Here is a 12372-nt window from a genome sequence, read left to right as displayed (position 1 = left end):
GTCAGATCAGGGGTATTCAGCGAGACTCGGGTAGTGTGCGCAATATCGCGCGCACCGGGCTTGCGTCGAGTGTGGTCAGCTTGAGCGGCAGCGCGATCAGTTCGTAGTCGCCCGCGGCGACGTCGTCGAGCACGATGCCCTCGAGAATCGCCATGCGATGCGCACGGATGCGGTGGTGAGCGTCCATCGTCCTCGATTCCTGCGGGTCGAGCGACGGTGTGTCGATGCCGATCAGCTTCACCCCTCGCGACGCCAGCAGATCGATGGTGTCCGGCGCGACCGCGCAGAACCCGCTGTCCCAGACGGTGGTCGGCGCGTTTCTGTAAGTGCGCAGTAAGACTCTCGGCGGCAGGTCATCGAGCGAACAGGTCAAGTGTTGTGGCGTCACAACAGGTGATGCGCCGATGCAATGAATCACGCGGCATCGGCCGAGGTAGGCATCGAGCGGCACTTCGCCGATCGCGGCGCCTTCGGCGTCGTAGTGAAGCGGGGCATCGGTGTGCGCGCCGGTGTGCGGCGACAGCGTGAGCCGCGCCACATTGACGGGCGAGCCCGCCTCCATGCGCCATACGCGCTCGATACCCACCGGCGTGTCGCCTGGCCACACGGGCGTGGCGGCATCGACGGCGGGTGTGATGTCCCAAAGTGTTCGCATAGTCGCATCGGCGGTTCGTGTCTATCCGGGAATGATAGGTGGCTTGACGCGAAATGTGATTGCGAAAAAATCTCCTTCTACGCCGTGTCTTGGAACATAATTTGAGATAAATGGGAAAGGGAGACCGAATATGAACGCGATCTCGCTCGACGCCACCGATTGCCGTATCTTGACGGTGCTTCAGCAAGAAGGACGGATCAGCAATCTCGACCTCGCGGAGCGCATCTCGCTCTCGCCGTCAGCTTGTCTGCGACGCCTGCGCCTGCTCGAAGAGCAGGGTGTCATCGAACATTACCGCGCGTGTCTGAACCGCGAAGTGTTGGGATTTGAACTGGAAGCGTTCGTGCAGGTGTCCATGCGCAACGACCAGGAGAATTGGCACGAGCGCTTTGCGGAAGCGGTGCGCGACTGGCCGGAAGTGGTCGGCGCGTTCGTCGTGACCGGCGAGACTCACTATCTGCTGCGAGTTCTCGCGCACAACCTCAAGCACTATTCGGATTTCGTGCTGCAGCGGCTCTACAAGGCGCCGGGCGTGATGGATATTCGTTCGAATATCGTGCTGCAGACACTCAAGGAAGATTCGGGCGTGCCCGTGTCGTTAGTGAAGAAAGCCAGCGGGCACGGCGCCGCGCACAACGATCGCTGAGCGCAAATACGGCCGCGCGTTCAAAGCGGCTTGAGTCCGTGAAACTGGCCGTTCTGAAACACCAGAGGCGAGATTCCGGCGGCATTTTCGTGCACGCCGCAGCGCTCCACTTCGCCGACGAAAATCACGTGGTCGCCTTCTTCGTAACGGCTGCGGTTATGGCATTCGAACCAGGCGAGCGCACCGTCCAGCACCGGCATGCCGGTGTCGCCTTGCGCATGCGACACGCCTTCGAAGCGGTCGCCCTTCACGGTCGCAAAGCGCTTGCACAGATCGAGTTGCGAGGCGGCCAGCACATTGACCACGTAATGGCTGTTCGCGCGGAACACGGGCATGGACGCCGAGCGTGTGGCAAGGCTCCATAACACCAGCGGCGGATTGAGCGAAACCGAATTGAACGAGCTGGCCGTGATGCCGATCAATTGGCCGGACGCCGCGCGCGTTGTAATGACGGTGACGCCGGTGGCGAATTGGCTGAGCGCCTGTTTAAAGGCGCTCTGGTCGAAGTTGGGCGGGCTGGCGCGCTTCATTGGGCGCGAGCCCCTGGCGCAAACCGGCCGAAGCCCGGGATGAACCTGTCGCGCGTGCGGCTGAAAACAAATGATTCGAAAGTCATAGTGAAAATCGTCGATTTGTCCCAATTTTAACTGCAATCGCGGCGGATTGGCCGTGACCGCGAGCCGGTGAGTGAAAAACCCGCTAAGCTGGAAAATCGGGTGGTGGAACGAGCGTTGAGGCGAAGCGTGGACCGGCATCGGCCGATTATGAGTTCAAGGAGCGGGCAGCATGAGTCAGACAGGCGAAGTCGCCACTCTCGGCGGCGGTTGTTTCTGGTGCCTCGAAGCGGTGTATCTGGGCGTCGAAGGCGTGAACGCGGTGGAGTCGGGCTACGCGGGCGGCCAGACCCGGCAGCCGACTTACGAAGACGTGTGCGACGGCGAAACGGGCCACGCGGAAGTCGTGAACGTCGACTTCGATCCGGCGAAGATCAGCTATCGCGAGATTCTCGACATCTTCTTTGCGATCCACGATCCGACGCAGTTGAACCGGCAAGGCAACGACGTCGGCACGCAATACCGCTCGGTGATCTTTACGCATTCCGACGCGCAGCGGGAGATCGCGCTGCAGGCGATCCGCGAGATTGGCGAACAGCAGATTTACGACGGCCAGATCGTCACCCAGGTGCTGCCGCTGGACGGCAACTACTGGCCCGCCGAGGCTTATCACCAGAACTATTTTGCGCACCATCCGAATCAGGGATATTGCTCGTTCGTGGTGGCGCCGAAGGTGGCGAAGTTTCGTCAGAAGTTTGCTCACCGGATCAAGGCGAGCTAACACGGCAAGCGTCTGGGTGAGGTTCCTTCATAGGCGTCGGGGTGAGGCGGGCTCTCGTTCTCGTCGGCCGGCGGGGGCTCATGGTCGTGCTCGTGTTCATGAGCCAGCCGCGCATACGCCTCGATGATTGCGCGCGCCAACTCCACACAACTCAGCGGCGCCGAGCCTTCCGCCTTGTTGTTGATCGCAATCACCACCGGCTGGCCGGCCAGCGCGTAGCGCGCGGCCAGTTCGGCGAGTGAAGCACGGGTCGCCGGATCCTGATCGACCAGCTGGTTGAACGGCTCGTACTTGGCCTTTGCCTGTTCGTATTTGAAGCCGCCGTGCAGACTCCAGCGTACGATCAACGGTCCGGCCGGCTCGCCGTCCAGCAGCGCGAGCGCTGCGGCCTGGCGCAGCGGGTCGGGCATGCGGGCGTGAATTCCCACGCAATAGCGCACGCCCGCCGTTTTGAGTGTGCGGATGAAGCGCGGCGTGAGCAGGCTCGCATCGCGGATTTCGATCGCGTAGCAGGTGCCGTCCGGCAGCTTCGGCAAGGCCGCGAGGAATTCGGCCAGCCGTTCGATGAATGCCGCCGGATGTGCGAGCATTTGATCCGGCAGCGGCGAAAGCTGGAACACCAGCGCGCCGGCCTTGGCGCCGAGGCCTTCGAGACAAGGCGTGACGAAGTCGTCGATCGCCATTTGCGCGTTCAGAAAACACGGGTTCATCGAGACCGGCTCGCCGCGTTCGGCGCGCACGGTGGCGTCGGTGATCGTCATCGGCGCCTTGACGATGAAGCGGAAGTGCTCGGGCACTTGCTGCGCGTAGCGCAAATACTCGGTGACCGTGAGCACCTGATAAAACGACCGGTCTATGCTGACCGTCTTGAGCAGCGGATGCGCGCCGTAGGCCGTGAGGCCTTCGCGCGAGAGCTTGCTGTTGCTGTATTCGTCGCCATAGACGATGCCGTTCCAGCCCGGAAACGACCACGTCGAGGTGCCGAGATGAATTTGCGGCGGCAGTTCGGCCGCGAGTGCGAGCAGTTCGGGCGAGGGCGGGGCGGCGAGGATTTCCCGGGCGCGGCGCTTTTTGGTGACGGCGGGGACGGTCGCGGTGTCGGCTTCAGGCGCGGCACCGGCGTCGTCCGGTTGCGATAGGGTGGTGGCGCTCTTCGAACGTGACGGGTTGATCCGGGCCTCGTCCTTCGGCGGCGGCGTTTCCACCGGCATGCCGAACAGATCGAACTGCACGGCTTTGCCCGCAACGTCAGCCTCGCCTTCTACCGGCTGTTCAACTTCGGGCTGTTCAACTTCGCTTGTCCTGCTCTGGTCCATCGGTGTTCGGCCTGCTGTTCAAAGGTTGCGCCGCGTCGCCCGCTCATGCACGGCGCCGCGGCGCAACCGTATTACAGCGGCTTGTCGTACATATAGCGGCGCGACCACGGCAGGGTTTTCGCGCTGCGGCCGGCTTTGCGGCACACCACCTGGTAGATGGAGACGTCGTCGTTCTCGAACGCGTAGGCGCAACCCGCGAGATAAACGCGCCAGATGCGGAATTTTTCGTCGTCGACCAGTTTGCGGGCTTCGTCCGCGTGTGTTTCGAAATTATCCGCCCAGATGTCCAGCGTGTGCGCATAGTGACGGCGCAGGCTTTCGACGTCAACTGCTTCGAGCCCGCCGCGCTGCATGGCTTCGAGCGCGAGGCTGATATGCGGCAGTTCGCCGTCCGGGAACACATAACGGTCGATGAATTCGCCGCCGCCGAGTGCCGTCTCGCCGCTGTCCGAATCGCTCGACGTAATACCGTGATTCATGGCGACGCCGTCGTCGACCAGCAGATCGCGAATCTTCTCGAAGTAGCCCGGCAGATTCTTGCGGCCGACGTGCTCGAACATGCCGACGCTCGTAATGCGATCGAATTGCCCTTCGACGTCGCGGTAATCCTGCAGACGAATCTCGATCTGGCCTTCCAGGCCCGCGGCTTTCACACGCGCGGTGGCGAGGTCGAATTGATTCTGCGAGAGCGTCACGCCCACACACTTCGCGCCGAACTTCTGCGCCGCGCGCAGGACGAGCGCGCCCCAGCCGCAGCCGATATCGAGCAGGCGCTGCCCCGGCTGCAACTGGATCTTGGTGAGGATGTGGTCGATCTTCTTGATCTGCGCGGTGGCGAGATCTTCGTCGCCGTTCTCGAAGTAGGCGCACGAGTACACCATGTTCTCGTCGAGCCACAGCTTGTAGAACTCGTTCGAGACGTCGTAGTGATACTGGATCGCCTTCTTGTCCGACGCCTTCGAATGACTGAAGTAGCGCCGCACGCGCGCCAGCTTGCCCGCGCTGGTGACGGTGTTGCGCGCCAACTGGTAGCCGACGTTGATGATGTCCGACAGCTTGCCCTCGATGTCGATCTTGCCCTTCACGTACGCCTCGCCGAGATTGTCGAGGCTCGGTTCGAGCAGATACGGCAGCGCCGTGGCGCTTTTGACATGTAGCGTGACCTGGGGCGCGGCGAACTGCCCGAAGTCATGTTGCTGACCGTCCCACAGCACGAGGCGTGCTGGAACGTTAGCCTTGGTTTTTACATCTTCCACCCACTGCGCCAGCTTCTTCTCCCAGAACATGCGATCTCTCCGTGTCCGTTGAATTAAAGCAAAGCTTGTGTGGACCGCAGCTCGATGCGGCGCAACTCCTATGCCGCGAGATGCCGTCCGGCCGGCGCGCGCTGCTGCATTGGCAACGCACTGCCGGTGTTGTATTCCAGTTCAAGGCGACAGGCGGGAGATTTGCCAGTCGCTCTGTTCGTCCGATCGGGTGTAGAGCAAGCGGTCGTGCAGACGCGACGGCCGGCCTTGCCAGAACTCGATTGCTTCGGGTACCAAACGATAGCCGCCCCAGTGTGGCGGACGCGGCGGCTGATCGCCGTATAACAGGCTGAATTCGCGTTCGCGTGTTTCGAGCTGCGAACGGCTTTCAATTACCTGACTCTGATTGGATGCCCACGCACCGATACGTGAACCGAGCGGGCGCGACTCGAAATAGCCATCGCTTTCTTCCGCACTGGTCTTGACGATGCGTCCCTCTACGCGCACCTGGCGCTCCAGTTCGATCCAGTAGAACAGCAGGCTGGCGTAGGGATTGGCCGCCAGTTCGCGGCCTTTACGGCTCTCGTAATTGGTGAAGAACACAAAGCCGCGCTCATCGACGCCTTTGATCAGCACGATGCGCGCCGATGGCCGGCCGCGCGAGTCGACCGTGGCCACCGTCATGGTATTCGGTTCGGGCAGTTGGGCGTCTACCGCCTGTTTGAACCACATGTCGAATTGACGAAACGGGTTGCGGTCGACATCGCCGACGTCCAAAGAACCCAGCGAATAGTTTTTTCGAAGTTCGGCGAGTGAGGTCATGTTCTTATGCGAACGCTACAGTCCAATCAGTATAGCTAAGACGCTAATTTTTTGCGCGTAGCCAGGTCAAGGTCTCACGCGGTGCTGTGGTGCATGCCGACGCGCTGTGGCCCACGGCGCTGCTCTTTGCGCGCCGATGCAAGCTGGTGCGTTCAGGCAGAATACGGGGTTGCGTACGCGTGAGCGTCGCCATTCTGTATTTTTGCCTGACCAGTGAGCCCTGCCATCATGTCCAGCACCACCGCGCCATCCGATCTTACTACCAGCCTCGACGGGAGTGAAACCGCCGACCGCGAGCGGCGCTTCGGCGGCATTGCCCGCCTGTACGGCGCACCGGCGCTCGCTGCGTTCGAAGGCGCGCACGTGGCGGTGATCGGCATTGGCGGGGTCGGGTCGTGGGTGGCCGAGGCGCTCGCGCGCAGCGCGGTCGGCACGCTGACGCTGATCGATCTCGACAACGTCGCCGAGAGCAACACTAACCGGCAGATCCACGCACTCGACGGCAACTACGGGAAACCGAAGGTCGAAGCAATGGCGGAACGCATCGCGGCGATCAATCCGTTTTGCGACGTGCGCCTGATCGAAGACTTCGTCGAGCCGGACAATTTCGAGGCTACGCTCGGCGGCGGCTTCGATTACGTGGTCGATGCGATTGACAGCGTGCGCACCAAGACGGCGTTGATCGCATGGTGTGTGGAAAAGAAACAGCCGTTGATCACGGTCGGCGGCGCGGGCGGCCAGCTCGATCCGACGCGCATTCGCATCGACGATCTCGCGCTGACCATTCAAGACCCGTTGTTGTCGAAAGTGCGCGGACAACTGCGCAAACAGCACGGCTTTCCGCGCGGGCCGAAGGCGAAGTTCAAGGTGAGCGCGGTGTATTCCGACGAGCCGTTGATCTACCCGGAAGCCGCCGTCTGCGATATAGACATGGAAGCCGAGCACGTGAGCACGTCGCCGGGTCACACGGGACCGGTCGGTTTGAACTGTGCGGGCTTCGGTTCGAGCGTGTGCGTGACGGCGAGCTTTGGCTTTGCCGCGGCTGCGCATGTGCTGCGGGCGTTGGCGAAGCAGGCGACGGCTTGAGGTGATTCACGTTGCGGCAGGTGCCGCGGCAAAGCCGAAGATTCAGGTATTCAGGCGGCGGCACACCGGCGGCGCCTGAATACCGACTGGGCAGATCAGAACAGCGAGGCGCTCAGCTTGCGCCGCCATTGCGACACCAGCTCCGGCTGATGCGCGGCCAGATCGAACACCGACAGCATGGTCTTACGGCCGATATCGTCGCGGAACGCGCGGTCGCGCTGCACGATCGCAAGCAACTGTTCGAGCGCTTCCGCATACTTGAGGCGGGCGATGAACGCGCTGGCCAGATCGAAGCGCGCTTCGAGATCGGTTGGGTCGGCGGCGACCTTCGCTTCCAGCGCATCGGTCGGCGGCAAGGCCGCGGCGGCGTCCACCGCGTCGAGACGCGTCTTGATCGCGTTGAAGCGCGCGTCGATACCTTGCGTCGTTTTCGGCGACAGCAGATCGATTTCGTTGCGGGCTTCGTCGATACGGTTGTCTTCGAGCAGCATTTCAATGCGGTCCATGCGCGCTTCGTCGAAACCCGGGTCGTAGGCGAGGGCGGCTTGCAGCGCGTCGTAGGCATCTTCGCGGCGGCCTTCGGCGAGCGCGGTTTGCGCCTCCAGACGCGCGGCATCCGCGCCTTGCGGCACGAGCCGCTCGATAAATTCGCGCAACTGACCTTCAGGCAGCACGCCGACGAACTGATCGACCGGCCGCCCGTCGGCGAATGCCATGACGTGCGGAATGCTGCGCACCTGGAAGTGCGCGGCCAGTTCCTGGTTCTCGTCTACGTTGACCTTCACCAGCTTCCATTTGCCGGCGGCTTCGGCTTCGAGCTTTTCGAGCATCGGGCCGAGGGTCTTGCAGGGGCCGCACCAGGGCGCCCAGAAATCGACCAGCACGGGGGCCAGTGTCGACGCCGTGATGACGTCCTGTTCGAAAGTGGCCAGAGTGGTGTCCATTGCGTCCTCGTCGATAAAACGGTTTGACGGTTATTTGGGGCCAAACGCCACGGATTCAATGCTGCCTGAACCCGCCGGTGCTCATTTGCGCTGGGGTAGCGGAATCCATTCGGTTTCGCCCGGCACCTTGCCCATTTCCTGATGGGTCCACGCCAGCTTCGCGGCTTCGATTTTCTCGCGCGAACTGGCGACGAAATTCCACTCGATAAAGCGCTCGCCATCCAGCTTCTCGCCGCCGAGCAGCATGACGCGCGCGCCGTGGGTGCTCGCCAGCGTGACCGTTTCGTCGAGCGCGAGCACGGCCATCTGAGCGGCTTCGAGCGGCGTGCCGTCGATTTCCAGATCGCCGTCCACGAGATAGACGCCGCGTTCCTCGTGTTCCGGTTCGAGCGCGAAGGCGCTGCCCGGCGCGAATTCGCCGGCGACATACAGCGTGCCGGAGAACGTCGCGACCGGCGAGGTTGCACCGAAAGCCGTGCCCGCGATCACCCGCAGCGTGACGCCGTTGCGCTCGACCACCGGCAGCGTGTTCGCCGCGTGATGCGCGAACGACGGCTCGATCTCTTCGTCTTCGAGCGGCAGGGCGACCCAGGTCTGAATGCCGTGCATGGTCAGGCCGCTCGCGCGATCCTCGTCCGGCGTGCGCTCGGAGTGGACAATGCCGCGCCCGGCTGTCATCCAGTTGACGTCGCCGGGGACGATCTTCTGCGCCGAGCCCAGGCTGTCGCGATGCATGACCGCCCCTTCGAACAGATAGGTCACCGTGGCGAGGCCGATATGCGGATGCGGCCGCACGTCGAGGCCGACGCCGGGTTCGAGGGTGGCCGGGCCCATGTGGTCGAAGAAGATGAACGGGCCGACCAGGCGCGCCTGCATGGCCGGCAGCACGCGCCGCACGGTCAGATTGCCGACGTCGCGCAGATGCGGCTTGAGGACTGCTTTGATCGAGGAAGACATGGCGGGCTCGGCTGGAAGAATGGGGGAGATTCGGCTCAATGGACGATTCTACTGCGGAGGGCGCCATGACGATGGCTGGGCGGCATGCCGTCGTTCCGGGAATCCGTAATGCGGTCCATCGGGCGGTCCATCGCTCGCTTCTGCCGGCTCCGCTAAACTGCCGGATCGAACAATCAATTGGAGACCGCATGTCGCCCAGGGACTTGCTGCTCGCGCTGGTCGTCGTCGTGGCGTGGGGCGTCAACTTCGTCGTGATCAAAGTCGGCCTGCATGGCGTGCCGCCGATGCTGCTCGGCGCGCTGCGCTTCACGCTCGCCGCGGTGCCGGCGGTGTTTTTCATCAAGCGGCCCAAACTGCCGTGGCGCTGGCTGCTCGCCTATGGCGCGACGATCTCGTTCGGGCAGTTCGCTTTTCTGTTTTCGGCCATGTATGTCGGCATGCCCGCCGGACTCGCGTCGCTGGTGTTGCAGGCGCAGGCGTTTTTTACGCTGATCTTCGCGGCTATCTTCCTGCATGAGCGGTTCCGCTTGCCGAATGTCGCGGGATTGGCGATCGCGGCGGCCGGGCTTGCCGTGATCGGCATGCAGGGGGGCCGTGCCATGACGCTGGCCGGTTTCGTCCTCACGCTGTGCGCCGCGTGTTCATGGGCGCTCGGCAACATCGTCACGAAGAAGGTCGGCAAGGTCGATCTCGTCGGACTCGTGGTGTGGGGCAGCCTGATCCCGCCGCTGCCGTTTTTCGCGCTGTCGTACGCGTTCGAGGGCCCGCAGCGGATCGTCGCGGCGCTCGCCGGCATCAGCGCGATGTCGATTTTCGCGATCGTGTATCTCGCGTTCATTGCCACGCTGCTCGGGTACGGGTTGTGGAGCCGACTGCTGTCGCGCTACCCGGCAAGCCAGGTCGCGCCGTTTTCGCTGCTGGTGCCGATCGTCGGGCTCGCGTCGGCGTCGCTGTTTCTCGATGAGCAACTGTCTGCGGCGCAGATCGGCGGTGCGTTGCTGGTGATGGCGGGGTTGGCCGTGAATGTGTTCGGCGGCTGGGTCGTGCAGCGGTTTTCACCGGCGCGTCGGGCAACCGGCGCGTCCGATTGAGCGCGAAAACGGGGCGAAGGCGAGCGCGAAAATACGCACGAAAACGCGCACGACGACGACGAAAATACGGCCGCATCGAGCGGCCGTATTTCATCGCATCGTCGCAAGCGAAGTCATCACGTCATGCGGCTTTTCGCGAGCGGCGGATTCGCCGCGAAATAGCGCTTGATGCCGGTCATGATCGCGTCGGCCATTTTGTCGCGATACGCGTCGTCGTTCAGGCGGCGCTCTTCGTCCGGGTTGCTGATGAACGCCGTCTCCACGAGGATCGACGGAATGTCCGGCGCCTTCAGCACCGCGAACCCCGCCTGTTCGACCGAGCCCTTGTGCAGCTTGTTGATGCCGCCGATCTCCTTCAGCACGAAGTTGCCGTAGCGCATGGAGTCGCGAATCTGCGCGGTGGTTGACATATCGAACAGCGCGCGGTTCACGGTAGCGTCGGCGGACTTGATGTTGATCCCGCCGATCTGATCCGACGAGTTTTCCTTGTTCGCCATCCAGCGCGCCGCGGCGCTCGACGCGCCGTGCTCGGACAGCGCGAACACCGACGAGCCCTTCGCGTCGGGCGTGGTGAACGCGTCGGCATGGATCGACACGAACAGGTCCGCGCCGACGCGCCGCGCCTTCTGTACGCGCACGTTCAGCGGCACGAAGAAGTCGGCGTCGCGCGTCATCATGGCGCGCATGTTCGGTTGCGCGTCGATCTTCGCGCGCAACTTCTTCGCGATGTCCAGCGCGACGTGTTTCTCATACGTGCCCGAGCCGCCGATCGCGCCCGGATCTTCGCCGCCGTGACCGGGGTCGATCGCGACGGTCAACAGACGCACCGTGTTGCTCTTGCCGGACTTGGGCGTGGTGAACGCGTAGGTATCGTCGCTGGCGGCGTCGTCCGCGCCCAGCGTGCTGGCGCTGTTGCCACTGTTGCCTTTGTTGCGTGCGATGGCCGTGGGCGGCGCCACCGGTGCCGTCGGCGTGGCGGGCTTGCCGAGGATCGGCGGAGCGGGCGTTGGCGTGACGTGCGCGGTCGGACGCGGCACGCTCGGCGCGGACCCGCTGCCGCTGTTCTGCGCGTAACGCTCGAAGAACGCCTCACTGTTGTCGGCGGTGGGCGGCGTAGTGCCGGGGCCGCTCAGCGTGGCAGGCGGCGGCGCGCTATTCTCTTCGTTCAGCGTCTGTTGCTTGCGTTCTGTCTGCGCGAGCAGATCCATCAACGGATCAGGTGCGACCGCGGGGTACAGGTCGAACACCAGCCGGTACTTGTACGCGCCGACCGGCGGCAGCGTGAACACCTGCGGCTTCACCGAGCCCTTCAGGTCGAACACCATGCGCACCACATGCGGCTGATATTGCCCGACGCGCACCGATTGAATCTGCGGATCGTTCGGCGTGATCTTCGAGACGAGATCCTTGAGCGCCTGGTCCAGATCGAGGCCGCTCAGATCGACCACCAGCCGGTCCGGTCCCTGCAGCAACTGCTGTGCGTTCTGCAGAGGCTGATCGGATTCGATCGTCACGCGCGTGTAGTCGCGCGCCGGCCAGACCCGCACGCCGAGCACCGAACTCGCCCACGCGAGACGCGGCGCGACGAGGCCGAGCACGAGCGTGGACGCACCCGCGCGCAGAATCTGCCGGCGCCGCCAGTTATGCGTTGCGGTGGCCGCCGATTCGATCGAGCGGAACGGTTTGATCAACATCTTTCGAGACATGCCTTTCCTGGTTCGCTGTATGCCCGTGCGACGAGCACACGGCCACCGCCCTGGTTCTCGTTATCGAGGTCGAGCGAGAAGACGAGATCCGGCACGCCTAAGAGACGCCCCGCGCGTTGCGGCCATTCGACGAGGCAGACCGCGCCGCTGTCGAAGTACTCGCGAAAGCCCGCGTCGGCCCATTCGGCCGGATCGGTGAATCTGTACAGATCGAAGTGATAGAGCGCGAGTTCCCCGGCGGGGCGCGCGAGCACATAAGGTTCGACGAGTGTGTAAGTGGGACTGCGCACGCGGCCGGTATGGCCGAGGCCGCGCAAGGTCGCGCGCACGAGAGTGGTTTTGCCGGCACCGAGGTCGCCGACGAGTTGCACTTGCAGTCCGTGGAATGCCGTGCGGTCCTGAACGCCCGGCGTGTGCCGCGACGCTTCACGCACGCTTTCGATCGCCTTCGCGAAGCGCTCGCCGAACGCGAGTGTGGCGGCTTCGTCCGCGAGCGCGAAGGTGCGTTCGAGCAGGACGTTGGCGGGCGGTTGGATCGCGAGATTGGGATTGACAGGCATTCTCGTA

13 protein-coding genes are annotated in these 12372 nt (G+C 63.5%); 4 read left to right on the top strand and 9 right to left on the bottom strand.

Annotation, left to right across the window (positions count from 1 at the left end):
- Nucleotides 1-16: 16 nt before the first annotated feature.
- Nucleotides 17-655, bottom strand: coding sequence for an arylformamidase (kynB, locus tag NE850_RS10440; protein WP_310698716.1), 639 nt, complete (start codon nt 653-655; stop codon nt 17-19).
- Nucleotides 656-785: 130 nt separating this feature from the next.
- On the opposite strand from kynB, the gene NE850_RS10435 reads away from it, so the two are divergent.
- Nucleotides 786-1301 (top strand): Lrp/AsnC family transcriptional regulator, encoded by a 516-nt coding sequence (locus NE850_RS10435; RefSeq protein WP_007180554.1) that lies wholly within the window; start codon nt 786-788, stop codon nt 1299-1301.
- A 20-nt stretch (nt 1302-1321) separates the two neighbouring features.
- Here the strand turns inward: NE850_RS10435 and NE850_RS10430 are convergent, their stop codons facing one another.
- Entirely contained in the window at nt 1322-1831 is a 510-nt protein-coding gene (locus NE850_RS10430) for a flavin reductase family protein (RefSeq protein ID WP_007180555.1), read from the bottom strand.
- Nucleotides 1832-2087: 256 nt separating this feature from the next.
- Between NE850_RS10430 and msrA the strand changes: the two genes are divergently transcribed.
- Nucleotides 2088-2636, top strand: a complete 549-nt coding sequence (gene msrA / locus NE850_RS10425; protein WP_007180556.1) for a peptide-methionine (S)-S-oxide reductase MsrA — start codon at nt 2088-2090, stop codon at nt 2634-2636.
- Here the strand turns inward: msrA and NE850_RS10420 are convergent.
- From NE850_RS10420 to pdxH, 3 genes are all read right to left on the bottom strand, one after another.
- The gene (locus tag NE850_RS10420) at nt 2633-3952 is read right to left on the bottom strand and encodes a DUF72 domain-containing protein (RefSeq protein ID WP_007180557.1); all 1320 of its coding nucleotides are present in this window, start codon (nt 3950-3952) and stop codon (nt 2633-2635) included. The genes msrA and NE850_RS10420 overlap by 4 nt on opposite strands.
- A 71-nt stretch (nt 3953-4023) precedes the next feature.
- Entirely contained in the window at nt 4024-5238 is a 1215-nt protein-coding gene (locus tag NE850_RS10415) for a cyclopropane-fatty-acyl-phospholipid synthase family protein (RefSeq protein WP_007180558.1), read from the bottom strand.
- A 141-nt stretch (nt 5239-5379) separates the two neighbouring features.
- Nucleotides 5380-6021 (bottom strand): pyridoxamine 5'-phosphate oxidase, encoded by a 642-nt coding sequence (gene pdxH, locus NE850_RS10410; RefSeq protein ID WP_007180559.1) that lies wholly within the window; start codon nt 6019-6021, stop codon nt 5380-5382.
- A gap of 228 nt (nt 6022-6249) precedes the next feature.
- Here pdxH and tcdA point away from each other — a divergent pair, with 228 nt between their 5' ends.
- Entirely contained in the window at nt 6250-7107 is an 858-nt protein-coding gene (tcdA, locus tag NE850_RS10405) for a tRNA cyclic N6-threonylcarbamoyladenosine(37) synthase TcdA (RefSeq protein ID WP_007180560.1), read from the top strand.
- Between the two features lie 95 nt (nt 7108-7202).
- On the opposite strand, the gene trxA is transcribed toward tcdA, so the two are convergent.
- A complete protein-coding gene (gene trxA, locus NE850_RS10400; RefSeq protein ID WP_310698715.1) occupies nt 7203-8051 on the bottom strand; it encodes a thioredoxin in 849 nt (282 codons plus the stop codon).
- 81 nt (nt 8052-8132) lie between these two features.
- Nucleotides 8133-9008 carry a pirin family protein gene (locus NE850_RS10395; RefSeq protein WP_310698714.1) on the bottom strand — a complete coding sequence of 292 codons (876 nt, stop codon included), beginning with the start codon at nt 9006-9008 and terminating at the stop codon, nt 8133-8135.
- Between the two features lie 188 nt (nt 9009-9196).
- On the opposite strand from NE850_RS10395, the gene NE850_RS10390 reads away from it, so the two are divergent.
- Nucleotides 9197-10099: an O-acetylserine/cysteine exporter gene (locus tag NE850_RS10390; RefSeq protein WP_007180563.1), complete on the top strand. Its 903-nt coding sequence runs from the start codon at nt 9197-9199 to the stop codon at nt 10097-10099.
- A 116-nt stretch (nt 10100-10215) separates the two neighbouring features.
- On the opposite strand, the gene NE850_RS10385 is transcribed toward NE850_RS10390, so the two are convergent.
- Together NE850_RS10385 and tsaE are read right to left on the bottom strand one after the other, a co-directional pair.
- Nucleotides 10216-11805: an N-acetylmuramoyl-L-alanine amidase gene (locus NE850_RS10385; RefSeq protein WP_007180564.1), complete on the bottom strand. Its 1590-nt coding sequence runs from the start codon at nt 11803-11805 to the stop codon at nt 10216-10218.
- Nucleotides 11787-12365: a tRNA (adenosine(37)-N6)-threonylcarbamoyltransferase complex ATPase subunit type 1 TsaE gene (tsaE, locus tag NE850_RS10380; protein ID WP_007180565.1), complete on the bottom strand. Its 579-nt coding sequence runs from the start codon at nt 12363-12365 to the stop codon at nt 11787-11789. Before tsaE ends, NE850_RS10385 begins: the two co-directional genes overlap by 19 nt.
- Nucleotides 12366-12372: the final 7 nt, after the last annotated feature.

Source organism: Paraburkholderia sp. USG1, assembly GCF_031570135.1.
Classification (GTDB): Bacteria; Pseudomonadota; Gammaproteobacteria; order Burkholderiales; family Burkholderiaceae; genus Paraburkholderia; species Paraburkholderia dioscoreae.
Note: the sequence above shows the minus strand (reverse complement) of the source record. Positions and strands in the feature narration are given on the sequence as shown.